Annotated in this window: 26 protein-coding genes and 1 pseudogene; 21 read left to right on the top strand and 6 right to left on the bottom strand. The window is 38.4% G+C overall.

Annotated elements, in window-relative coordinates; all coding sequences use genetic code 11:
* The 4 genes from ACPWSO_RS14735 to ACPWSO_RS14720 all read left to right on the top strand — a co-directional run bounded on the left by ACPWSO_RS14735 (position 1) and on the right by ACPWSO_RS14720 (position 3,533).
* Positions 1-822: a hypothetical protein gene (locus ACPWSO_RS14735; RefSeq protein ID WP_426084342.1), complete on the top strand. Its 822-nt coding sequence runs from the start codon at positions 1-3 to the stop codon at positions 820-822.
* Between the two features lie 319 nt (positions 823-1,141).
* Positions 1,142-1,807 carry a hypothetical protein gene (locus tag ACPWSO_RS14730; RefSeq protein WP_426084341.1) on the top strand — a complete coding sequence of 222 codons (666 nt, stop codon included), beginning with the start codon at positions 1,142-1,144 and terminating at the stop codon, positions 1,805-1,807.
* Between the two features lie 18 nt (positions 1,808-1,825).
* Positions 1,826-2,638 (top strand): hypothetical protein, encoded by an 813-nt coding sequence (locus tag ACPWSO_RS14725; protein WP_426084340.1) that lies wholly within the window; start codon positions 1,826-1,828, stop codon positions 2,636-2,638.
* Positions 2,639-2,720: 82 nt separating this feature from the next.
* Positions 2,721-3,533: a hypothetical protein gene (locus ACPWSO_RS14720; RefSeq protein WP_426084339.1), complete on the top strand. Its 813-nt coding sequence runs from the start codon at positions 2,721-2,723 to the stop codon at positions 3,531-3,533.
* 73 nt (positions 3,534-3,606) lie between these two features.
* Here ACPWSO_RS14720 and ACPWSO_RS14715 read toward each other — a convergent pair whose 3' ends face one another.
* The gene (locus ACPWSO_RS14715; RefSeq protein WP_426084338.1) at positions 3,607-4,137 is read right to left on the bottom strand and encodes a hypothetical protein; all 531 of its coding nucleotides are present in this window, start codon (positions 4,135-4,137) and stop codon (positions 3,607-3,609) included.
* Positions 4,138-4,443: 306 nt separating this feature from the next.
* Between ACPWSO_RS14715 and ACPWSO_RS14710 the strand changes: the two genes are divergently transcribed.
* Positions 4,444-5,649: an aminoacyltransferase gene (locus tag ACPWSO_RS14710; protein ID WP_426084337.1), complete on the top strand. Its 1,206-nt coding sequence runs from the start codon at positions 4,444-4,446 to the stop codon at positions 5,647-5,649.
* A 42-nt stretch (positions 5,650-5,691) separates the two neighbouring features.
* On the opposite strand, the gene ACPWSO_RS14705 is transcribed toward ACPWSO_RS14710, so the two are convergent.
* The 4 genes from ACPWSO_RS14705 to ACPWSO_RS14690 are packed head-to-tail and all read right to left on the bottom strand — an operon-like array spanning position 5,692 to position 8,658.
* Positions 5,692-6,324 (bottom strand): ECF transporter S component, encoded by a 633-nt coding sequence (locus tag ACPWSO_RS14705; RefSeq protein WP_426084336.1) that lies wholly within the window; start codon positions 6,322-6,324, stop codon positions 5,692-5,694.
* A 12-nt stretch (positions 6,325-6,336) separates the two neighbouring features.
* Complete coding sequence (gene coaC, locus ACPWSO_RS14700) at positions 6,337-6,885, bottom strand: phosphopantothenoylcysteine decarboxylase (protein ID WP_426084335.1); 549 nt, start codon at positions 6,883-6,885, stop codon at positions 6,337-6,339.
* Positions 6,882-7,652, bottom strand: a complete 771-nt coding sequence (coaB, locus tag ACPWSO_RS14695) for a phosphopantothenate--cysteine ligase (RefSeq protein WP_426084334.1) — start codon at positions 7,650-7,652, stop codon at positions 6,882-6,884. The genes coaC and coaB overlap by 4 nt, the downstream gene beginning before the upstream one ends.
* Before the next feature lie 13 nt (positions 7,653-7,665).
* Entirely contained in the window at positions 7,666-8,658 is a 993-nt protein-coding gene (locus tag ACPWSO_RS14690) for a YhdH/YhfP family quinone oxidoreductase (RefSeq protein ID WP_426084333.1), read from the bottom strand.
* 245 nt (positions 8,659-8,903) lie between these two features.
* Here ACPWSO_RS14690 and ACPWSO_RS14685 point away from each other — a divergent pair, with 245 nt between their 5' ends.
* From ACPWSO_RS14685 to ACPWSO_RS14665, 5 genes are read left to right on the top strand one after another with little or no spacing between them, the layout of a single operon-like run.
* Positions 8,904-9,446, top strand: coding sequence for a helix-turn-helix domain-containing protein (locus ACPWSO_RS14685; protein ID WP_426084332.1), 543 nt, complete (start codon positions 8,904-8,906; stop codon positions 9,444-9,446).
* Positions 9,447-9,463: 17 nt separating this feature from the next.
* A complete protein-coding gene (locus ACPWSO_RS14680) occupies positions 9,464-10,552 on the top strand; it encodes an ABC transporter ATP-binding protein (protein ID WP_426084331.1) in 1,089 nt (362 codons plus the stop codon).
* Positions 10,553-10,563: 11 nt separating this feature from the next.
* Positions 10,564-11,373 carry an ABC transporter permease gene (locus ACPWSO_RS14675; RefSeq protein ID WP_426084330.1) on the top strand — a complete coding sequence of 270 codons (810 nt, stop codon included), beginning with the start codon at positions 10,564-10,566 and terminating at the stop codon, positions 11,371-11,373.
* Positions 11,370-12,206, top strand: coding sequence for an ABC transporter permease (locus tag ACPWSO_RS14670; RefSeq protein ID WP_426084329.1), 837 nt, complete (start codon positions 11,370-11,372; stop codon positions 12,204-12,206). Before ACPWSO_RS14675 ends, ACPWSO_RS14670 begins: the two co-directional genes overlap by 4 nt.
* Positions 12,203-13,276: an ABC transporter substrate-binding protein gene (locus ACPWSO_RS14665; RefSeq protein ID WP_426084328.1), complete on the top strand. Its 1,074-nt coding sequence runs from the start codon at positions 12,203-12,205 to the stop codon at positions 13,274-13,276. Before ACPWSO_RS14670 ends, ACPWSO_RS14665 begins: the two co-directional genes overlap by 4 nt.
* Positions 13,277-13,341: 65 nt before the next feature.
* Here the strand turns inward: ACPWSO_RS14665 and ACPWSO_RS14660 are convergent, their stop codons facing one another.
* Positions 13,342-14,172 (bottom strand): CPBP family intramembrane glutamic endopeptidase, encoded by an 831-nt coding sequence (locus ACPWSO_RS14660; RefSeq protein WP_426084327.1) that lies wholly within the window; start codon positions 14,170-14,172, stop codon positions 13,342-13,344.
* A 577-nt stretch (positions 14,173-14,749) separates the two neighbouring features.
* On the opposite strand from ACPWSO_RS14660, the gene ACPWSO_RS14655 reads away from it, so the two are divergent.
* From ACPWSO_RS14655 to ACPWSO_RS14605, 11 genes and pseudogenes are all read left to right on the top strand, one after another.
* The gene (locus ACPWSO_RS14655; protein WP_426084326.1) at positions 14,750-15,697 is read left to right on the top strand and encodes a LacI family DNA-binding transcriptional regulator; all 948 of its coding nucleotides are present in this window, start codon (positions 14,750-14,752) and stop codon (positions 15,695-15,697) included.
* A gap of 55 nt (positions 15,698-15,752) precedes the next feature.
* A complete protein-coding gene (locus ACPWSO_RS14650) occupies positions 15,753-16,133 on the top strand; it encodes a VOC family protein (protein ID WP_426084325.1) in 381 nt (126 codons plus the stop codon).
* Positions 16,134-16,574: 441 nt separating this feature from the next.
* On the top strand, positions 16,575-17,309 hold the full coding sequence (locus ACPWSO_RS14645; RefSeq protein ID WP_426084324.1) for a GntR family transcriptional regulator: 735 nt from the start codon (positions 16,575-16,577) through the stop codon (positions 17,307-17,309).
* A gap of 176 nt (positions 17,310-17,485) precedes the next feature.
* Complete coding sequence (locus ACPWSO_RS14640) at positions 17,486-18,901, top strand: glycoside hydrolase family 1 protein (protein ID WP_426084323.1); 1,416 nt, start codon at positions 17,486-17,488, stop codon at positions 18,899-18,901.
* Positions 18,902-18,914: 13 nt separating this feature from the next.
* Positions 18,915-20,246 carry a PTS sugar transporter subunit IIC gene (locus ACPWSO_RS14635; protein WP_426084322.1) on the top strand — a complete coding sequence of 444 codons (1,332 nt, stop codon included), beginning with the start codon at positions 18,915-18,917 and terminating at the stop codon, positions 20,244-20,246.
* 286 nt (positions 20,247-20,532) lie between these two features.
* Positions 20,533-20,808 (top strand): TIGR04197 family type VII secretion effector, encoded by a 276-nt coding sequence (locus tag ACPWSO_RS14630; protein WP_426084321.1) that lies wholly within the window; start codon positions 20,533-20,535, stop codon positions 20,806-20,808.
* 11 nt (positions 20,809-20,819) lie between these two features.
* A complete protein-coding gene (locus tag ACPWSO_RS14625) occupies positions 20,820-21,185 on the top strand; it encodes a DUF3958 family protein (protein WP_426084320.1) in 366 nt (121 codons plus the stop codon).
* Entirely contained in the window at positions 21,182-22,570 is a 1,389-nt protein-coding gene (locus tag ACPWSO_RS14620) for a T7SS effector LXG polymorphic toxin (RefSeq protein WP_426084319.1), read from the top strand. Before ACPWSO_RS14625 ends, ACPWSO_RS14620 begins: the two co-directional genes overlap by 4 nt.
* A gap of 16 nt (positions 22,571-22,586) precedes the next feature.
* Positions 22,587-22,973: a hypothetical protein gene (locus ACPWSO_RS14615; RefSeq protein ID WP_426084318.1), complete on the top strand. Its 387-nt coding sequence runs from the start codon at positions 22,587-22,589 to the stop codon at positions 22,971-22,973.
* A gap of 293 nt (positions 22,974-23,266) precedes the next feature.
* Positions 23,267-23,392, top strand: coding sequence for a hypothetical protein (locus ACPWSO_RS14610; protein ID WP_426084317.1), 126 nt, complete (start codon positions 23,267-23,269; stop codon positions 23,390-23,392).
* Between the two features lie 268 nt (positions 23,393-23,660).
* Positions 23,661-23,874: pseudogene (locus ACPWSO_RS14605) on the top strand (IS5/IS1182 family transposase); the annotation flags it as partial.

Below are 23,874 nucleotides of genomic sequence, written 5' to 3'. Positions count from 1 at the left end.
ATGACAATAATTCTATTAGTAATTCTATTTCTTGTGATAATACTTTTCTTCAGCTTCAAAAATAAAAAAGCGGGATTAATTATTGCCGGAGCTTTGATAGCTTTAGTGATAGGGGGCAGTCAGTATATTTTCTATGTTGAGCCACTGATGGAAAAGAAACAGGCGGTAGAGAACTATTTTAAGTATTTTGAAGAGACGTTTGGTTTCCGTGACAGTGTGGATAATTATGGATGGGAAGATGACTACACAAGGCAACCGGAGTTAACCTTTACTTTTGAAGCGTATGGAAGTAAACGTACACTAAGAAATAGTACAATTGGTACAGTTAGAAAAATTCAAGATGAGTCTGGAATCAGGGTTTTAAGAAATCATATTTATTATCATTATGCAGATTATATAATCGAGCATTTTGCTTATGATGAGAATGTCGGAAATGATTTTTTTAGCGTTAAAGAGTATCTTTCAAGGAAAGGTTATGAATGTGGCTTGGATACATCGCTTTATTTTCCTGAAGAGAATGAGGGTTATGAACTATATGTAGATAAATCGATTCAGCCGAATATCCGAATCAACCGTAGTAATAGAAACGTCTCCTTAGAGGAAGAGATGAACTTCTATAAGGGAAAGTCAATGGAAGATTTTGATTATCAGAAATATATGGAGTATTTTGATTATGGAGTTGTGCTCACTGGATATTATGAACCTAAAGAAGGCAAAGAACCAGAGCCTCTTAATAAAAAAGAACTAGATAAGGTAGTAGAGGAAGCCATGCAGAATGAGCGGATAGAAATTGTTCTGAAAGAATTTGATGAGCAGGAATAACTCCATTTTTTTAATAAGTTGAGATGAAGAAAATAATAGTTTGATTTGTTTTTATCCAACAAATTTGGCAACAAGAAAGAGGTCAAATGGTTATAAGTCTATATTTAGCTATATTGATCGTAATAAATAGATAACGATTTTTTCTTGAGTCTTATGAAGAATAAGTAGCTGAAAAAACTTTGATAATTAAGGAGACAATAAATGATTTTTTTTAATCGAACTTAATCAGTTGAAGAAGGATTCAAAAAAAAGTCTTTTAGCTCTTGGTTTATCAGTTATAGCTATTTCAGCGGTGCTCATTTTCTCAGTAACTTATTATATGAAAATAAGTAATGAGAATAGAATAGATAGCTATTTTCATTACTTTGAAGAAAAATTTGATTTTTCTGACAAGAAAGAAAACTACACTTATGGGGAAAGTAATGGGAGAACCCCAACATTAATATTTAAGTTTTCAGCATATAATAAAGAATGGAGTTTAATTAATCAGTCATTAAATGGTACTACAAAAGAAAATGTAGGTATTGAACGTTTGAGAACCCATATTTTTTCACACTATTCCGCATATATAATAAATGAATTTTCTTTTGAGAATAGTCTGGAAAACAATCTTTTTAACGTTAAAAAATTTTTAGCTGATAAAGGTTATGAATTGAAATGGGATCAAGAGGTTTATGACACAGTAGATAGTAATGAGTTGTATATCGATTCTTCTATAAGCCCAAACTTACGGGTGAATCGCAGCAATAAAACAATTTCTTTAGAAGAAGAAATGGCCTTCTATAAAGGAAAATCGATGGAAAGTTTTGACTATCAGGAATATATGGAGTACTTCGATTATGGAGTGGTACTAACTGGAACGTATGCACCAAAGGAAGGGGAGGAACCAGAGCCTATTAATCAAAGAGAACTGGATAAGGTAGTCGAGGAAGCCATGCAGAATGAGCGGATAACGGTTTTGCTTACACCTAAGGAACCAGAGTAGTAACTGAAAGAGGTATTTATGGAAGTAATCATTATTGTAGTATTATTGCTGTTGTTTATATTTTTACTTAAACAAAAGAAATGGAAAATATTGCTAACTATTGGTGTATTCTTGACTTTTCTTGTGGGTAGTTACTATTATTTTATGCATGTAGAACCATTGAATGCAAAAAAGGAAATGGTACGGAACTATTTTAATTATTTTGAAGAGAATTTTGATTTTCATGATAGTCTAGATAACTATAGTTGGGAAGATGATTATACTAAGAAACCAGAGTTGAGGTTTACTTTTGAAGCATATGGGAGTACACATAGCTTAACAGCTGATTCGATTAGTGAACAAGTCTATCCAAAAAAGCAGGGAATAAAACACTTAAGAAATCTTGTTTATCCACATTATACAGCGTATGTAATGAAACATTTTATTTATGATACAACTGCTGGAAATGATTTTTCAAAGGTTAAAGAGTACTTTTTAGAAAAAGGTTATGAGTGTGGGTTTGATGGAGGAATTTATCAGCCTTACGAAAGTGAGGGCTATGAATTATATATAGATAAATCTATTCAACCTAATGTAAGAATTAACCGAAGGAATAAAGCAGTTTCTTTGGAAGAAGAAATGAGCTTTTATAAAGATAAGTCGATGAATGATTTTGATTATCAGGAATATATGGAATATTTTGATTACGGAGTAGTCCTTATAGGTTATTATTCATCATTAGAAGAAAAAACAGAGCCTCTTAATAAAAAAGAACTAGATAAGGTAGTAGAGGAAGCCATGCAGAATGAGCGGATAGAAATTGTTCTGAAAGAATTTGGTGAGCAGGAATAACTCTATTTCTTATCATGAGATGAAGAAAACAATAAATTGATCTAGTTTTATCCAACAAATTTGGAAACAAGAAAGAGGTCAAATGGTTATAAGTCTATATTTAGCTATATTGATTCTACTAATCTTTTTTGTCTTTCGGAAGTATAAGAAAAAGGGATTAATCATCGTAGGTGTTTTGCTAGCTCTGATTGTTGGGGGAAGTCAGTATATTTTTTATATCCAGCCATTGATGGAAAAGAAGCAGGAGGTTAAGGATTATTTTTTGTATTTTGAGGAAGTATTTGATTTTCATGATAGTTTAGCTAACTACGGTTGGGAAAAAGATTATTCGAATACTCCTGTACTTTACTTCACATTTAATGAGTATGGACAAGAGCAACGGCTGAATAATTATTCAGTTTTGAGAAATACTAAAAAAGATAAAGGCGTTAGGATACTGCGTAACCATATACTTGCCCATTATTTAGCTTATATAGATAATAAGTATGTATATGAAACGGAGTTAAACAATGATTTTTCTCAGGTAGAAGACTATCTTGAAGAGCTAGGCTATATTTGTTACTGGGACTATGGTAAGTATTTTGAGACTGAAGAAGGGTTTAAATTATACTCTGATAGATCTGTTCGCCCAAATTTACGAGTCAATCGTAGTCATAAAACTATTTCTCTAGAAGAAGAAATGGCCTTCTACAAGGGAAAATCAATGGAAAGCTTCGACTATCAGGAATATATGGAGTACTTCGATTATGGAGTGGTACTAACTGGAACGTATGCACCAAAGGAAGGCGAGGAACCAGAGCCTATTAATCAAAGAGAACTAGATAAGGTAGTCGAGGAAGCCATGCAGAATGGACGGATAACAGTTTTGCTTACGCCTAATCAGGAAGTAAAATGATTGTTCACAAAAAAACTTGAGAAAATTTTCTCAAGTTTTTTTACGTATATTACTTTACAGTACTAGTTCAGTATTAGATATTTCTGGAATTTGTGGTAATTCCCTGCTTAATAAAAAGACTATTTAAATACTTGGACACTTCTTTTTCATAGGCCATATAATTTTCCGGATAAATTCCGTCGCCATGTGCTCGTAAGAGTTGCTTTTCGTCTTCAATGATTTCTAAAGTAAAGCCGTGAGAGCCATCCATTTGCTTTGATTCTTCAAAGTTATTCCAAGACCAAATTTTATATTTATCAAAAATAGCTTCCAGTTTTTCATAGTCTTTTGAGGAAATCGTTATTGTCTCCTCTTGTGAAACCCCACCATTAAACAAGGTCATTGCTAATAGCCATTGTTCTTCAGATTCAGTGAGAATGAAACAAGTAGAAATACTGCTGCTGCCGAAGCGGATAGTAATCTGTTTATCGATATTTGGATAGGTGATTTCAGGGATTGATTTTGGGCTGTTTTTTGGTGAACTTTTGAGATTCATAACAAAGAGAAGTGCGCCTAAAGCAACTACAACCATTACAACAATTTTTATTTTTCCTTTTATTTTCATATATCTTCTCCTTTTTATTTCTCCTTTCATTATACTGGATAATAGTCGATGTGATAATGTGATAACCTAAAAATGCCTAGTTAAAGCTCTTATTTGGAGAAAGAATGTTTTCAATTCTTTACAAAGAGCATGGGAAGGGTTAAAATTAATGCTTGTGGATTATCGTTTCTAGGGGCTGTAAAAAAAGCTATTATTTTATGACTACAGCTGATAAGTGAATGAATAATATCTAGTGGAAGAGAGACTTTTTCCGACTGGCAGTTTATGATAAGCTAATGGGTAAGAAGAAGTAGAGGGGATTAGCAAATGTACGAATTTAAAATAGGTATTAATCCAACTGAACATGACCGATTTGTTCAGGGGCATCCATTGTGTAACCTGCTGCAGTCCGCTTCATGGGCTAAGGTTAAGGACAATTGGGGTTCCGAAATTGTAGGGGCTTATAAAGATGGCGAGCTTGTGGCCTCTAGTCTGGTATTGGTGCGACCATTGCCGGCTGGATTTTCAATGCTGTATACGCCGCGAGGTCCAATCATGGATTACTCAAATAAAGAACTGGTTCAGTTCTTCATGGATAATTTAAAAAAGCTTGGCAAGCAAAAGCGGGCTTTATTTGCGAAAATGGATCCGACGATTATCTATAAAGATATTCAAATGGATCGGGAAGAAATTCCTAATCCGTTAGCCCAAGAGGTCATAACAAATTTAGAACAAGCGGGAGCAAAATATCAGGGGCTGACAATGGAGATGAGTGCAACGATTCAGCCGCGTTTTCAGGCGAATATTTATAAAGCTGATTTCAGTGAAGAACAGCTATCTAAAAGCACTCGGAAAATGATGAAGCAGGCACAGAAAAAAGGTGTAACAGTTCGTATGGGACATGTAGAATTGGTCGAGGACTTTGCTAAAATGATTCAGCTAACGACTGAACGTCAGCAGATATCCTTGCGTGACAGCGACTACTTCAAGAAACTGCTGAATATTTATCCTGAGCAATCCTTTATTATGCTGGCTGAGGTGGACTTGAGGGCTCGCTATGACGAAACGAAGGCTCGTCACGATAAGAATCAGCAAGATTTAGCAAATCTGAAGGAAAATCAGGTTAAAAAACGTCATAATCTGGAAGAGCTGGAATTTTCATTAACGAGGGAATTAGCTGAGCTGGAGGAGAATATTGCTGCTTCAGGTGAAAAAGCAGTAGTTGCCGGTGCACTGGCGATTACCTTTGGAACAACTAGTGAAATTCTTTATGCTGGAATGGATGACCGTTATAAGCGCTATATGCCGGCGTATCTGACTTGGTATGAAGCGATTAACGAGTGCTTTGAACGAGGCTGTGAGTCTTGTAATATGGGCGGCTTGGAAGGTAGTTTAAACGATGGACTGATTAAGTTTAAGTCCAATTTTAATCCTACAATCAATGAGTTTATCGGTGAGTTTGATTTGCCGGTGAATAAGCTGTTGTTTAAAGCCAGCGAGTACGCATATAAGCTGAAAAAAGGGAAAAAATAAAAAGATATGCAGATGGGACCTAGGCTCATCTGCATATCTTTTTTATAGTTTTTGGGTGGCGTTGCTTTTAGTTAGGCGCAATAGGACAGCGGCTACTGCCGCAGTAGCTAAGGCAGCCACAACAGCTTCTACAGCTCCGCTGGTAAAAACGATTCCGGCGATTACTGAGAAAACGGCGTTGATGCTGATATCCATTGCTTGAGCGTAAGCGTCTTTAAATAATAGGAAAATTCCGCCCATAACTAAAATAGTATTAACCGCTGATCCGCAGAAACCGGCTACAAACAGTCCAACTGGTTGAACAGCAGTCTTACTTTTGAAGAGCTTGTATACATAATAAGGAACAATCCCAATCAAAATTCTTGGAAGCACCGCAATCAGTATAGCTTTCCAGCTTCCCTGATCCGTTCCGATTACTGGAATGAACGGAGAGAAAACAAAGGACAGGGGTGTGATGACTATCGTACTACGTATCATACTGATAACACCGAACACGCCGCCTAAAAATCCGCCAATTTTTGGTCCTAAAACGATTGAAGCAATGATGACAGGAATATGCATAGTTGTTGCATTAATTGGACCGATTGGAATGAATCCCAAAAAAGGGACTGCTGCTAGTAAAATTAAGATAGCCAGAAACATGGCAGTCAAAGTAAAATTTTTCGTATTCTTCATAGATGAACTCCTTTATTTGGGACTGGATAATACTCGGTTCACTTCGGCAACAATGGTATCTACATCTGCTAGTGCACCTTTGCCGAAATCTCCACAGGCAAGTAAAGCTTCCCGAGGTTCAATTTCTTCGTAGCCTGCTTCTATTAAGAGCTTCAGATTTCGCTGCATGATTGGGTTTTGATACATATACGTGTTCATTGCTGGGGCTATCAGCTTAGGCACCTCTGTTTTTAAAGCAAGTGCTACTGTAGAAAGCATGTCATCAGCAATTCCGTTTGCCAGTTTTCCAATGATATTTGCGGAAGCCGGAGCTACCAGAAAAAGGTCTGCTTTTTTTGCCAGTTCAATGTGATTAATCTGCTCAGGATAAATTTCCTCCATTACATCTGTATGAACTGGATTTTTTGAAAGAGCCTGTAGAGTTAGCGGTGTAATGAACTTAGTACTGTTGTTTGTCATAATTACTTCTACTTCATAGCCCATTTTGGTAATCCGGCTGGTAATATCCGCTGACTTATAAGCGGATATACTACCGGAAACACCTAATAAAATAGTTTTCATTCATTCATCCGCTCCATTTCCTCAACATTTTTTACAATCAATTGAGCAATCTCTTTTTTTGTATCCGCAGCTTCTATCTGTCGGTCAGCATGGAGCAGCAGGCCATGATGCTGCTGTCCATGAATTTTTTCTAAATCATTGGCTAAAACAAAGTCACAGTGGTTTTGTTCTAAGGTATCCATCCCTACTTGAATCAGCTGATCTTCTGAAACACCAACTAATAATTTAAAGCCGATTAGTATGGTCTGCGGCTGTTTCTCTCGAATCATAGCAATTATTTTAGGGTTTTTCTTTAGAAAAAGCAAGAGCCGTTCTGTCTTTGAAGAAATTTTCTTGGCTTCAGTTTTTTGATTGCCAATGGCATCTAAGGCTTTACGAATGGTTTCTGCAATACTCTCTCTTGTGTAGGTTTGCATAGCCAGCAGCTGTTCAGTCACTTTGTCGATCAGCTCTTCTTCAGGCAGACTGGTCTCGCTTGAAAAATCACTGACAGCCATACTATGAATCACTGCTGAAAATGTCTGTTCCTCCAAAAGCTGTGCCATTGTCCGCTGGAGCTGAGCAGTGGTTTCAATTTCAAAGACTGTCAGCTTGCTATTGGCAACAGGCCGCAGAGCAGTGGCGGTTGTCAGGTAGGTCACCTGATGTCCGCGGGACAGAAAGGCTTCGCCAATTTCCAGTCCTAGCTTTCCGGTGGAATGATTCGTAATTGATCGGACATTGTCGATTCTTTCTGAAGTTCCCCCTGCGGTAATCAAAATATTCATTTATCTATGCTCCTCAGGAAAATTTGATAATTGTTCTGCCGATATGGGCACCCTGCTGTAGTGCAGCAAAGGTTTGTGGTGCTTCTTGCAGCGTAATCTCATTGACCAGTGCAGTGTCTGCGATTGCCCATTCCGCTGCCATTCGTTTCCAGATAGCTTTTCTTTTTGTCATTTCTACATTAACAGAGTCAATTCCTAAAAGGTTAACACCTCTCAAAATAAATGGAAGAACCGTTGTGTTTAAACCGATGCCGCCCGCATTGCCGCAAATTGCCGCACTTCCGCCATAACTGATTAAAGGTAGTGCGGCTGCTAAAACTTCACCGCCTACAGTGTCTAAAACAAAATCAAAATCTTGTTTTCCTAAGGGTCTGATTTTTTCCGGCATAAAGTCTTCTAAAAGCAAAACTTCAGAAGCTCCTAGTTGTTTTAGAGCTGCTTCAGATTCTTTTTTTCTAGTCAAAGCTGTAATATTTGTATATCCTGCTTTTTTAAGCATGCCAATGCTCAGACTAGCAACACCGCCGGAAGCGCCGGTAACTAAGATGCTGGCATTTTTATTTTCTGACAAGCCATGCTGCTCAAGTCCATCAATACATAAGGCTGCAGTAAACCCAGCAGTTCCTAAAACCATTGCAGCTTTTTCAGTTAGTTCAGCGGGTAAAGGGACCACCCATTCAGAAGGCACACGAACATACTCGGAAAAACCGCCCGTATGGCTAACACCAAGACCATAGCCGGTAACAAGTACACTGTCTCCTGGTTTGAAGCTGTCATTGCTGGAAGAAACAACGGTACCACTCACATCAATTCCGGGAATCATTGGGTAGCTGCGGATGACGCCGCCTTTTTTTTGAACGGCAAGAGAGTCTTTGTAATTGATAGAAGAGTAGCTGGTTTTGATTAACACGTCGCCTTCGGATAACTGATCCGTTGTGATTTCCTGAATACTATGTGTAACGTTTTCATCAGTTTCTTGAAGTAATAGTGCTGAAAATTTTTCCATAATAATCCCTCCATAAATTTCCTGTTTTTATTACTACTATCATATCATATTATTCTTTTTTTGATGGCGGATTTCTGCTTATTCTTCTCATTAAAATTTTATCTGTTAAAATCCCGAAAAAATCTAAAAAATAGTTGCTATTTCTTGAAAAATTCGTATACTGAAAAAAGATGAAATTAAACTCTTGGTTTAGTATAAGTAAACTTAGGTGCTATGTTTTTATATATTTTGGGTGAGGTGATAAGATGGACATCGGTGAGAAGCTGAAAAACCTGCGGATTCAAAAAAATCTAACACAGGAAGAGCTTGGTGAACGAACGGATTTAACAAAGGGCTATATTTCTCAGCTGGAAAGAGACCTCAGTTCTCCGTCTATGGAGACTTTTTTCAATATTCTTGAGGTTTTAGGCGTGACGCCGGAGGAATTTTTCAGTGAAGAGGCTGCTGAGCAGAAAATTGTTTATGATGAACAAGATGCGACCTATTATGCGGATGAGGAAAACGGCTATACATTGAAATGGCTGATTCCCGAGTCAAATGAAAATGATATGGAGCCAGTTCTGTTAACCTTCGATAAGGATGGAGAATATAAGACCTTTGAGCCATCTTTATCAGAAACCTTTATCTATGTACTGGAAGGCACAGTCTCCTTGATGCTTGGAGAAAGCACCTATACAGCAAAAAAGGGCGAGGCCATTTACTATGAGGCCGCCGAGCCGCACCAATTAAAGAATAAATCTAAAGGCAGAAGCAGAGTGCTGGTAGTAGTAACGGACTCTTATCTATAATTCGGAGGGATGAACGAGTGGGGAAAACAATTATTTCTTTTGAAAATGTTGTCAAACGGTTTGACGATGACGAAACAGTATTGAAGAAAGTCAGTTTTGAAATCGAGGAAGGGAAATTCTATACCTTGCTGGGTCCTTCCGGCTGCGGTAAAACAACCATTTTACGTATTTTAGCAGGTTTTACAGATGTGAGTGAAGGGGATGTCTATTTTGAAGGAACGCGAATCAATGACGTGCCAGCGAATAAGCGGCCGGTAAATACGGTTTTCCAAGACTATGCGCTGTTTCCTCATATGAATGTGTTTGACAATGTGGCTTTCGGATTAAAGATTAAGATGATGCCAAAGCAGGAGATTGAAAAGAAGGTAAAAGGTGCCCTGAAAATGGTTCAGCTGCCCGGCTATGAAAATAGAGAAATCAGCGAGATGTCCGGCGGTCAACGTCAGCGGGTAGCAATCGCCCGAGCGATTGTTAATGAGCCAAAGGTTTTACTTTTGGACGAGCCATTATCAGCATTGGACTTGAAACTACGGACAGATATGCAGTATGAGCTACGGGATCTGCAGCAGCGCTTAGGCATTACGTTTATTTTCGTAACCCATGATCAGGAAGAAGCCTTGGCAATGAGCGATGAAATTTTCGTGATGAACAAAGGAAAAATTGTTCAAAGCGGCAGTCCTGTTGATATTTACGACGAACCGATTAATCATTTCGTAGCTGATTTTGTTGGAGAAAGCAATATCGTTGATGGAACGATGCTTGAAGATAATCTGGTAGAATTTGTCGGTGAGCGTTTTGAATGCGTGGATGGCGGAATGCGTCCAAATGAACCGGTGGAGGTTGTTCTTCGTCCAGAAGATTTAACCATTACGACGCCAGAAAAAGGTAAGCTGACAGCAACAGTAGACACACAGCTGTTTCGCGGCGTTCATTATGAAATCATCTGTGTTGACGAGCAAAAAAATGAATGGATGGTCCATTCAACTAGAAAAGCAGTGGAGGGTTCTCAAGTAGGATTATTTTTTGAGCCGGAGGATATCCACGTGATGCGCTTTAATGAGTCGGAAGAAGACTTTGATGCCCGTCTGGAAAGCTACGAGGAATAGGAGGCAAAAGAATGAAAGCAGTACGTCGAATTTATTCGATTCCTTATACATTGTGGTTGCTTCTTTTTGTAATCGCACCTGTATTGATGATTATTTATCAGTCGTTCTTTGATATGAACGGTCAGTTTAGTCTGGAAAATTATCAGACCTATTTCACCTCGGGAACGTATCTGGCAATGACCTTTAACTCAGTTTGGTATGCTTTTTTGATTACACTGGTTACCTTGTTGATAAGCTATCCTACTGCCTTTTTTTTAACAAAGCTTAAGCATAAGCAGCTGTGGCTGATGTTGGTTATTTTACCCACTTGGGTAAATCTACTGCTGAAAGCTTATGCATTTATTGGAATTTTTAGTGTCCATGGAACAGTCAATCATTTTCTGAATTTTATGGGTATCGGCTCCCAGCAGATTTTGTTTACCGATTTTAGCTTTCTGTTTGTAGCTGCCTATATTGAGCTGCCCTTTATGATTATGCCGATTTTTAATGCTTTGGAGGAAATGAATCCTTCCTTGATTAGCGCCAGCCGTGATTTGGGTGCTAATAGTGCAGAGACTTTTCGCCGGGTAATTTTTCCCTTGTCTTTAAACGGAGTGAAAAGCGGTGTCCAGGCCGTCTTTATTCCGTCCCTGTCCTTGTTCATGCTGACGCGTCTGATTGGGGGAAATCGGGTAATCACCTTAGGGACAGCGATAGAGCAGCATTTTTTAGTTACTCAGAATTGGGGCATGGGCTCAACGATTGGTGTTGTGCTGATTGTGGCTATGGTTGCTGTGATGTTTCTAACAGGTGAAAAGAGAAAAGGAGGTCGGGCGAAATGATTAGAAAGAAATTTAAATGGTCAAACCTTTATCTGCTGCTGGTTTTTCTGCTTCTATATGCACCGATTTTTTATTTGATTTTTTATTCTTTTAACAGCGGCGGCACGATGAATGAGTTTACTGGCTTCACTTTGGATAACTATTTTGCGGTTTTTGAGGATACCCGGTTATTGATTATTGTACTAAATACATTTTTACTGGCTTTTCTATCTGCATTAATCGCAACAATTATTGGAACGTTCGGAGCAATGGCTATCTATTATACGAAAAGCCGCCGAAGCCGGACAGCCCTGTTGAGCTTTAATAATATTCTACTCGTGTCGCCGGATGTTATTATTGGCGCCAGCTTTCTGATTTTTTTCACGGCAGTTGGTTTTATTAGTTTGGGCTTTACCAGTGTTTTGCTGTCTCATATTGCTTTTAGTATTCCGATTGTGGTGTTGATGGTGCTGCCGAAGCTGCAGGAAATGAACGATTCGATGGTTGATGCAGCAAGAGATTTGGGTGCGAATAATCTACAGGTTATTAAGAATATTGTACTGCCGTATTTGTCGCCGGGAATTATTGCAGGGTATTTTATGGCGTTTACGTATTCACTTGATGATTTTGCGGTTACCTTCTTTGTTACAGGCAATGGCTTTTCTACACTTTCTGTAGAAATCTATTCTCGTGCCAGACAAGGAATCAGCTTGGAAATCAACGCGCTGAGTGCATTAGTCTTTCTATTTTCCATGATTTTAGTTATTGGCTATTACTTCATCAGTCAGGACAATACGTCTAAGCGGCTGAAGAAGCTCCGTCGTGAACAAAGAGAGGTGGCGAAGCTGTCATGAAAAAGTTAAACTCTTTATTTGCGGGAATTATCGTCATTATTATCATTTTGTTTCTAGGAGCCGGACAGCTTGAACGTGCCAGCGGTATGGCTGGTGCGGATGTTTTGACAATCTATAACTGGGGAGATTATATCGATCCGGCATTGATTAAGGCCTTTGAAAAGGAAACCGGTTATAAGGTGAACTATGAGACCTTTGATTCAAATGAAGCGATGTTTACCAAAATCCAGCAGGGTGGAACTGCGTATGATATCACAATCCCATCAGAGTATATGATTCAGAAAATGATAAAGGAAAACATGCTGCTGCCGATTGATCATTCAAAGCTGAAGGGTTTGAATAATATCGATGAGCGATTTTTAAATTTGGATTTTGATCCAGCAAATCAATATTCTATTCCCTATTTCTGGGGAACCTTGGGAATTATCTATAATGATAAGTTTATTGATGAGGAAAGCATGCAGGAATGGGATGACTTGTGGCGTCCGGAGCTAAAGGACAACTTGATGCTGATTGATGGTGCTCGGGAGGTAATCGGTTTGTCGCTGAACAGCTTGGGCTATTCTCTGAATAGCAAAGAGGATCAGGAGCTAAAGGCTGCATCTGCTAAGCTAAACACATTAACTAGCAACGTTAAGGCAATTGTAGCTGATGAAATCAAAATGTATATGATTAATGAAGAAAGTGCAGCCGCTGTATCCTTTTCAGGAGAAGCCGCAGAAATGCTGGACGGCAATGAGCATCTTCACTATGTGATTCCTTCTAAAGGCTCTAATCTATGGTTCGATAATATTGTTATTCCGAAAACTGCAAAAAATGTCGAAGGAGCATATGCCTTCATCAATTATATGCTGCGTCCGGAAAATGCGGCGCAGAATGCAGAGTATATCGGCTATTCGACACCAAATAAGGAAGCAAAAAAACTGTTGCCAAAGGAAATTTCTGAGGACGAACAATTCTATCCAAATGATGAAACAATCGCCCATCTAGAGGTATACGAGGATTTAGGCTCAGAGTATCTGGGGATTTATAATGATCTGTTCTTAGAGTTTAAGATGTATCGTAAATAAGGTGAAAACTCAGTTAAAGTAGCTTTGAGAAAACAACAAAAAACGGAAATAAATCTATAGTTTAGCTAGGAGTGTTTCTGAGTAAAAGCGGCAGTTTTGTCGCTTTTTTTTGTTTTTTGATACCAATATACAGTTACTATGGAAATAAGTATAAGAAGAGTGTTGACGATGATTGTTCCAGTCCAATTCATTGTTGTGGTTCCAAATACTGGGGATGAGGCATTAAACAACGTATGAAACAACACACTCATAAAGATGTAGCCTTTCCCTGAAATAGTGTAAAGCGCACCATGTACAAAACGAAATGAAAATAACTGGATAGTAAACATCCAAAAATTGATATGACCATCACCATGATTTGTACCTGGTATAAAAAATAATGGAATGTGCCAAAGAAACCATATAAAACCAACTTGTAGGGAAGAACGAAGAAATCCATATTTTTTGTATAAGAACGGCTGTAATACATACATCCACCCAGCTTCTTCCAAACCGCCAATAATTAATGCTCCTGGCAAAGATAATAAGATAGTATAAAAAGGCATGCTTAATATGAAATTACCGCTAATAAGGACGTGAAGACCAAAGTAGAGAATCAAGATGAAAAAAACATATAGATAAAGAAGTGGATTATTTTTTAGATAAAAGACAGTCTTTATCCAGTCCTGTGGACGAAGTATCACATTATTCTTTCTTAAAATAATGTAACAGGCAATTGCTGGAGATAGAATGTAGATAGAAAAAGGGATGTTCATAAAAAATTGTTGTATATTATCCACCCAGTTATGGACAGAATAACCAAAATTACCTCCAAAAATCAGCATAGCCGCTATCAAATAAGCAATAAAAAAAGTCAATAAGGTGAATTGTATTACGATTTTACTTGTTATATTCATTTTATTTCCTCACAATTATTTACAATAGTTTTTGTATTTAGATTTCTTTGATTGTTGAAGAATACATGTTAAGCATAACAGACAGAAATAGTTGAAACAATATTTTTCAGATAAGCGGTAGGATAAGTATCCTAGTAGCTGATGCTGGTTTCAGTAGATAGTAAACGTAGTTTTTGTTAGATTAGAATATGAAATGTCACTGACTGATTTGACTAAGTATGTTTTGATAGAAAAAGTAAAAATGAAAGATAGTCAAAAAAGCATCAATTTACTATCTTTTATTTGAATGAATAGATTAAAATGAAGTGGAGCTAATTTTATCAACTGTTTGAATGGCTAATGATTAATGTCTGCAGACTGGTTATTCCAGATTTGGTGCAGTGAATAAACAGTTATTTCGAGGAACATATATAGCAGATTTTTTCTTTTGTATATAGAATTAGCAGCAAAAAAAGCTTGACCTGGGACGCGTCCCAGAGATTATACTTTACATAAATCATATTAGGTACTGGTTATGGAATCAGTATGTTTTTGCAATCAGTCTTACGCGGCTGTTTAACGAATGGAGGTGAAGCAGTTGATTAATATTAGAGATATTGCTGAAATGACTGGTGTCTCAAAATCCACAGTATCGAGGGTAATCAATAATCAAAAATATGTATCCGATGAAATCAGAAAAAAAGTCCAGCAGGCAATTGATGAGACCGGATATGTGGCAAACGGCAACGCAGTGAAGCTGAGTAACGGTAAAAACTATACTTTAGGTGTCACAGTTCCCTACAATAGTGCCTGTTATGATACGTTGGTCAATAGTATTTTGTTTCATGCGAAAGAAAAAGGGTATCAGGTATTACTTTTGCCGACGTATTATGATCAGCATGCAGAAAACGAGTATTATTCTTTACTGGAACGGCGGATGATTGACGGGCTTGTTCTGACATCCAGAGCCAGTCGTTTAGCTGACTGGGAAAAGCTCAGCAGCCGGGGACGCATCGTATCAACAGAAAAAATTGATAGTAAAGAGATAGCGATGATTTATCCAGACAGAAAAAAAGTCTATCATACATTATTTAATGATTTATCAAAGCAGGGATATTCCAAAATTATTTTTACAGCTAAAAGAGGACCTTCTCAAAGTGTGAGCGCAAAGGATAAATTAGATTGCTATCAAGAATACTTTGGCGATGCGTTCGAAGGAGCAAACTTTTTTACAGGAATTGAAGGATATCAAAGCGGGGTTGAATGGGCAAAGGAAACGTTTAAAAAAGTAGCAGTTCCTGAAATCATCTATGCTAATGCAGATGATACCGCAGCAGGAATTATTGTGGGACTAAAGGAAGCTGGATTTATTCATAAAAAAGATTACCAGATTATAGGAGAAGGAAACTTGCCCTATAGTCAGGCCTTAGGCTTTTCCACGATTGATTTTCGGCCAACAGAAATTGGTTCAGAGGTTATAGAATACATTACATCTGACCAAGAATTGGTGCAAAGGGCTAAAGAACCCCAGCTTATTAAGCGATAAACGATTAATCAATAGCTGAGAAAATAAAGAAGTAACAAGAAAGGGAAGAATAACGATGCATATCGAACATGTGGCGATTTGGACGAAGGATTTAGAAAAGATGAAGGAATTTTATGAAAAATATTTTAACGTAAGCAGTACGGAGCTCTATCATAATAAAAAGACCGGTTTTAAATCGTATTTTCTAAGCTTTGATTCCGGCAGTAGATTAGAACTGACAACCAAGCAGCATCTTTCAAATAGAGTTGCTGAGAGCTTAGGCTATACACATATGGCTATTTCAGTTGGCAGCAAAGAGGACGTTGACCGCTATACTGAAAAATTTGTGGCAGATGGGTTTCCATTGTTGAATGGTCCTAGAACTACAGGGGATGGTTATTATGAAGCCGTAATTCAGGATCCGGAAGGCAATCTGATTGAGCTGACGACAGATTAGTAACATTGGGTAACGGGTCTAAAAATAGTTATGGTTGTAAACATAGGGGGCTCACGAACAAGCCCTCTTTGGAAATAAGCTGAGTTGAGTCTGGGAGATAGATAAATTCCCAGACTTTTAGTATGTCAAAATCTGAATAAGCAATGGGATAATCACACATATTAGCACTTAACCGCAGGAGTATTTCTTCAACAATCAGCCGAAATTCAGAAAAAACTTTGTAAAGCACCAGGTGGGAATTAGTCAACTCTAATCTGTTTGATATTTTTTGATAGATGATAGATAAAAAGTGCTGCTGGTAGGACGAATGACGAAGCAGAGTCTGACAGACAGAGATAAGGAGGGAAATAGCGCTTGCTATTTGCTGGGCTTATTGTATAAGATAAATAAAGCGAAGATTAGTAGAAGAAAAATGGATGATTTCAAAAAGGAGGGTATCTGATGAAGAAAAAAGAGTTTGTTGCTGAGGACTTGTTGAGTAAGATTTATCAAAAAAAATATCTGCCGAAAACAGCAATTCCTTCTGAACGAAAATTAATGGCGGAATATCAGGTCTCACGAAATACAGTTAGAAAAGCGATTGAGAAGCTTAAGGATGCGGGGCTTCTAGTATCAATCCCTGGCAAAGGAACAATCGTGAATAAAACAGCTGCCAATCCTAGTTTGATCTACAGCTCAATTACTGAAAAGAAGTCCAGTCAAATTGTTTCCAAGGTTCTTTCGCTAACAAAACGTCCAATGACGGAAGAAGAAAAACGAATCTTTGACAGCAGCCATAGAGGGGCGGTTTGGGAGTTAAAAAGAGTGCGAATTGTTGACCAAAAGGTGATGGAACTTCAAGAATCAATTTTTCCCAAAAAAATCTTTCCCTACTTTGATCAAGAAATGGGGCAAGGCTCGCTGCAAAAGCTGATTTTAGACACTGGACTGTCTATTTCACATAGTCTGGCAAGCTTTGAGGCAGTGAACCTTTCAGAACAGGAAGCCCGCTTATTCCATGAGCGCAAAAATCACGCCGGAATGAGCATTACGAGCCGAACCATTTCCAGAGACGGTTTAGTTGTAGAATATACGAAGCGTCTGGTGATTGATTACATAGGAACTTTCAGGCTGCCTTTCAGCAAAGACAGTTTTAACTACCGCCATCAAGAAGATGGATTGAATGATTTTTTATAAATGACCAAAAACTGGTACTTATTTTTACGGAAAAAACTGTAGAAAAAGGTACCAGTTTCTTGTTGTTTTTGTGGATAAATATTGATATATAAGCGTTTGAAAGCCTTTTTATGACTTTTCACAATTCACTAAAAAGATGCTATATTTCTGCTATCAAACGAGGGAGGCTGGAATTTATGAAAAAGCTGTTTCCAGACAATTTTCTTTTTGGCGGAGCAATAGCAGCCAATCAGGCAGAAGGTGGATATTTAGAAGCAGGAAAGGGCTTAGGTATCTGCGATGTATTGCCGGCTGGCAAAGAACGGCTGCTGCATATAGCAAAAGAGCTTGATCCGGCTTTATATTATCCATCTCATCAAGGGATTGATTTTTACCATCACTTTAAGGAAGATGTTGCTTTACTAAAGGAAATGGGGCTGCGCTGTTTTCGTTTTTCGATTAACTGGCCGAGAATCTTTCCAAAGGGAGATGAACAGCAACCAAATCAAGAAGGTTTAGCCTTTTATGAAGAACTGATTGACTTATTATTGGAGGCTGAGATTGAACCGATTGTGACAATTTCTCACTATGAAACGCCATTATATCTGGTTGAAAAATACGGCGGCTGGAATCATCGGGAGATGATTGATCATTTTATGCGGTATTGTACAGTTCTTTTTGAAAGATTTGGTGAAAAAGTGACTTACTGGATGTCCTTCAATGAGATTAATAACATCATTAAAATTCCGTGGTTTGCTGGGGCAATGGACCTTTCGGGAGTGGAAAACCCTGCACAGCAGCAGTATCAGGCTGCTCATCACATGTTTGTCGCTCATGCACTAGCTGTAAAAACATTAAAAGAATACAATACCCAAGCTTTGATGGGTTGTATGTTGTCATTAAGCGGGGTTTACCCAGAGACACCAAAGCCTGAGGATATTTTCGGCAGTTATCAATTTCGCCGCAATTCTCTTTTCTTTTCCGATGTGATGATTCGAGGCACATATCCAAGCTATTCAAAACGGCTTTTTGAAGAGTTAAAGGTCACATTAGACATTGGTGAAGAGGATTTGGCGCTCATCAAGAAACATACCAGTGATTATTTGGCTTTTAGCTATTATCTTACAACGGTCTATTCAGATGAATTGGTGATGATGACAGGAACAGGAGGACCTCAGGGCAAGAAAAATCCATACTTGGAAAGCTCACAGTGGGGCTGGCAGATTGACCCGCTGGGCTTGCGTTATGTGTGTAATGAGCTATATGACCGTTATCAGATACCACTGATGGTTGCCGAAAATGGATTAGGTGCGAGGGATAGTAAAAGTGAGGATGGGCGTTTTAATGATGTTGAGCGGCAAAACTATTTGAAGGAACATCTGCTGGCTTTGTCAGAAGCAGTGCAGGACGGCTGTGAAATAATTGCCTATACCTGGTGGGGCATCTTGGATATTGTCAGTGCAGGAACAGGAGAAATGGAGAAGCGGTATGGCATGATTTATGTAGACTGCGACAATCAGGGAAGGGGAACCTTGAAAAGGGAGCGGAAGGAAAGCTTTTATTATTATCAAAAAATTATTGCAGACAACGGAGAAAAGCTAAAGGAACTATAAGGGGGAAAGAGTTATGTCAAAATTAGACAGCTTTGCAATGAAGGTCGGTAAATTTGCCGAGGTTGTGAATCAAAACAAATATCTATATAGTATCAAAACAGCATTTACTATTTACATGCCATTTATTATTGTGGGTTCTTTTGCCACATTGTTTAATACGATTCTCTGCTCAGAACAGGTGGGCTTAGCACAAGTTGAACAGCTTAGCTTTCTTAGCTCGTTAAGCCCGGCGTTCACAGCAATTAACTATGCAACGATGTCTACGATGAGTCTGGCGCTGGCATTCTTAATTGGTAAACTGATTGGACAGAGAAACGAGATGGACGGAAATTATACAGCATTAGTTGCGCTGATTTCTTTCATCACGATTGTTCCTCAGTCGATTGTAACGGTGGTTGAGGGGCTGGAGGATATTGTGACGAGCGGTATTGCAACCTCTAGTATTAATGCCCAAGGTCTGTTTGTGGCAATGCTGATTTCGATTTTATCTGTTGAACTATTTTCAAAGCTGATGCAGATTGACCGTTTAAAAATCCGCATGCCGGAGGCGGTACCATCGGGAATTGCCCGGTCATTTAATTCACTGATTCCAATTTTATTGGTATTACTGATTTTTTCAGTAATCAGCACAATCATTTATAATATTTCTGGCGATTATTTGAGTGATATTATCTACAATACACTACAGGCTCCTCTTCAAGGCGTTATGCAGGGCGGTCCAGTCGGAATCATCCTGCTAGCTTTTGCATCGGCGATTTTCTGGATATTCGGTCTTCATGGAAATATGGTTATTATGCCGATACTTAGTCCTTTGGCGTTAGCAGGTTTAGCAGACAATATTGCTCAGACACAAGCAGGAGATGTAGCTACTAATCCGTTGACAATGACCTTTTTTAGAGTCTATGTTGTAATGGGCGGAGCAGGGATAACGATTGCGTTAGTCCTTGCCCAGCTGATTTTTTCAAAGCGGGAAGATCAAAAAATGATTTCTAAGCTTGCGCTTATCCCGGGAATTTTCGGTATCAACGAGCCATTAGTGTACGGGCTGCCAATTGTCATGAATCCGATTTATGCAATTCCATTTATTCTGTCTCAGCTAATGGCGACAGCGGTTGCGTACTTTGCTACAGTGACCCATATTATTCCGGCTGCAACAGTAGAGGTTCCTTTCGGTCTGCCTTTGTTCGTCAATGCCTTTGTTGGCTATCAAACTATTTCAGCTATCCTGGTTCAACTGGTTATTTTAGTTCTAGCCTTTCTTATTTACACACCATTTGTGCTGGCTTCAAATAGATTAGCTCCAGCATATGTAGATTCTGCCGATGATTCGGTGAAAGAACGCTGAGGCTGCTGAGTGAAGCTTTGTCGGCGGGAAGAGTATTGCCGGAATTTAGTCAAAACACACTCGCTGACAAAAGCAGACTGATATAAAAGCATCAATTGCTCCAAGCAGGTTTGATAAAGAATGGACTCTATCCAAAACTGGATAGGGTCTTTTTTCGGTAACGGTTAATAAATGTATGAACCGATTGCTTTTATGTTAAAAAAGTGTTCGGTATAAAGCAAAATTTTGGTATACTTTTCTTATAAACAGTTTTTTGACATTTGGAAGTGAAAAAGGAGGAGTTTAAATGGGTGTTTCTAACAATACGTCTGTCGCCGGTCAACTGGCAACAGGTATTATGCAGGGGGTTCAGGAGCTGGGGACTTCACGAGCTGTGACAAGAGATACGCAAAGTACGGTTTCCGGTAATCAAGCTGCCCAGGGTGCGATTGATGAGATTGAGAGTATGATGGCAGCTATCCGTAGTGCAGTACTGACTGACGCAAATAACATCAAGAATACAGCAGCAGAGTTTGCGGCGAAGGATGTTAAGCTTGGCCAAACAAGAATTATTGCCCCATAAGGAGAAATTGAATGGCTGAGAAGGAACAGTGGGAAGAACTAGCAAGAGCTGAACGACAGCTCGTTTATGAAAAGGAAGAGCTGGAGGACAAGAAACGGTCAATTGACCGTTTAGATGAAGCCTATCAAGAGCATTTTTTTCAAACAGCAGCTCTTTTTCAAAGTGCGTATGACTTGATTGCTGGAGAAAAAGAGGACCAGTATTTAGTTGAAGAATGCGCAGAGCAAATTCAACGAAAGCAACGGAATCTATCAGAAATGATGGAGGAAGAGCAGGAGAATATAGCAAAAGAACACTATTCGTTAAATGAAAAAGAAGACGAATTATTTTATCAGAAAAAAAGGTGGATGACGGAAAAAGAGGAGGAGAGCCGTTGAGTATCGATATGTATCTAGGGGCCTCGCAGACACAGGCAGACAGTACTAAAACAATGTGCCATGAAGCCCAGCAGGGATTAGAAACTCTCCAGTCAGGAATCAAAGACTTTGTTGGGGATCAGGTGCTAAGTGGAAAAACCTATCGTACAGCAAAGAGCTATTTTGAAGCGGTCTATGTGCCGCTGATTCAGGGAGCAATCCTTGTTTCAGAGGCGACTGCTGAAGCAGTGAGTAAAATACCTGAACAGTACCGTGCTGATGTAGCGAATGTTGACTTGAAATCTTCCGAGCTAGAAGAAGAAATTGAGAAATGGGAACAGCAAATTCAGGCAATGGAACATCAAATTGTTGAAGTTAAGCGGGTGCTGCCGGTATCTAGTGAACGCGTCCAGCATATCAATGAGATAAATAATGTCATTACCAGCTATCAGGAAATAAAGCGTATGCTGGAAAAGAAACTACAAAAGCTGTTGACCTTCCATGCGTTTTCTTCTATGCTATTTACAGAAGTGAATGCTCTAAAGGCAGCGGTGAATACTGGTTTGGCGCAAATCAAAAGCGGCAGTGCCTACAATGCAGAATACGGTGTCTTTGATATGTCCCGTATGAATATGGACTGGGCGACAACGATTGCAGAAAAGGCAGCCGACTGGCGCAAGCGCAAACTAAAAGAAGAAGGCATGGACCTTGATGAGAAGCTGAAAACCAGAAGATACGTTCAGGTTGATTTATATGGAATGAAAAGCTGGATGTGGCTGGAAAATCCGCCGTATATTTCTGCGGATGATTATAAGGTAAACGAAGCCTATAGGGAATGGGCGGAAAAAGAATTTGATTTGTATGGCCGTGAAATTAAGCGGGGCAACGATATAGATGAAATGAGCCGCTTAGCCATAGAGCTGCGTGAAGGGGTGGATTACGACACCGGACGTCCTCTAACTGATGTAGAAAAAGCCCAGCGCTGGTCCATCGTATTGAGTAGTATTGCTCAAGTGAGTATCGCAGCGTATTATGCAGGGCATCCATTGACTGTGGATGAAGTGGTGTTGAAGGATAAGAAAGTCAGTGGATTTGGGAAGAAATTGGATGTTAATATTAAAAAATTTGAAATTAAGAATAAACATTTGAATAGTTCAACTGCCAAGCGAGCTAGAAAGTTTAATGTTTCTTCAGCAGAAGAAGCTAATAAAATAGTTCAAAACGCATTAAAAAATGGTAAACTTGTAGAAACTATACCAAATGGAGTAGGGAGTCAAGGACAAAATTCCTTTTCTAGTATTATTGATACAGGGAAAGTTATTGGAACCAAAGGAGAAACACATATAAAAATAGTTTATGATGAACTAAAAAATGTATGGACTACCTATCCTGTTCCAAAACCCTAAATAGGAGGTAAGCAAAGTGATTGATAAGCAAATAACCAATATTTTGCAATCATATGAAAAACAACAAATATTTAAAATAGAGGATTTCTTACTTTCAGAAATTGATAAAGATAATTTACAAGAAACAATAGATTTTGTAATTTCTGATGATATTAGTCAGAAAACTAATTTTAGTGATGAATTATATGAAGGGAACCAGTACGAAGGTATATTTTTAGAAGGTAATCAATATTTATTATCTAGCTCAGAAGGAAAAGTAACGATAATCGACATGTTAAGTGAGGCTCATGGTGTTAGTATAAAAGATACTCGAGTTCAATTTGAAGAAGAAAATTTTGTTAAGCTAATCACGAACAAAAAAGAAACACTTTATTGGATTAAAAATTATAAAATTGATAAATAAATATAATAAAAAGGAACTTAACTATCTGATTTGGCGTCAGATAGTTAAGCCTTGTTAGAGAGTATAGGCTCACTAATCAAGTTTCCAATAGCTAACAAAAGCTAGCTGTATTTATCGTACAAAAGTATAGTGTTTTTCTATTAATGGAATTAGTATTTAGCAAATTTCTAGTGTTATTGAGGAGGTATTAGCGAATCAAAAGCTAATACCTTTTGCTATGTAAAAGCAAAGTATTTATATTGCTCCTAATAAACTCAGTGCTGGTCACTAGAATCAGAAGCGATTGACCTTTCATGCTATTTACAGAAGTGAATGCTCTAAAGGAAGCGATGAATACTGGTTTGGCTCAGATTAAAAGCGGCAGTGCCTACAATGCAGAATACGGTGTCTTTGATATGTCCCGTATGAATATGGATTGAGCGACAACGATCGCAGAAAAGGCAGCTGACTGGCGCAAGCGCAAACTAAAAGAAGAAGGTATGGACCTTGACGAGAAGCTGAAAACCAGAAGATATGTTCAGGTTGATTTATATGGAATGAAAAGCTGGATGTGGCTGGAAAGGGAGTGGGACAATAGTCAGAAGAAAATCTGATTATTTTCTCACTTTTTTAATTTTAGGGTACACAAAAAGCACGCAACCGTGTAAGATTAAAGTGACTAAACCAAATCAAAAGGAGCGTGCTTTTATGTTTAAAGATTATACCATTAATCAAACGATTTTACCATTAGAGTTGGAACAGTTTATTCCTGAAACGGATGTCGCTTTTGCGGTTAATGCCTTAGTCGAAGCCATGCCGCAAACACTCTTTAATAAATTAGAAGAACAATTAGGCCGACCGGCCTACCACCCGAAGATGCTATTAAAAATTATTCTGTATGCGTATACTCAGCGTGTCTTTT

Origin of the sequence: Enterococcus sp. LJL51, from assembly GCF_049894025.1 — a bacterium.
GTDB lineage: Bacteria > Bacillota > Bacilli > Lactobacillales > Enterococcaceae > Enterococcus_L.
The sequence above is the reverse complement of the archived record's forward strand: the minus strand, read 5'-3'. Positions and strand labels throughout refer to the sequence as shown.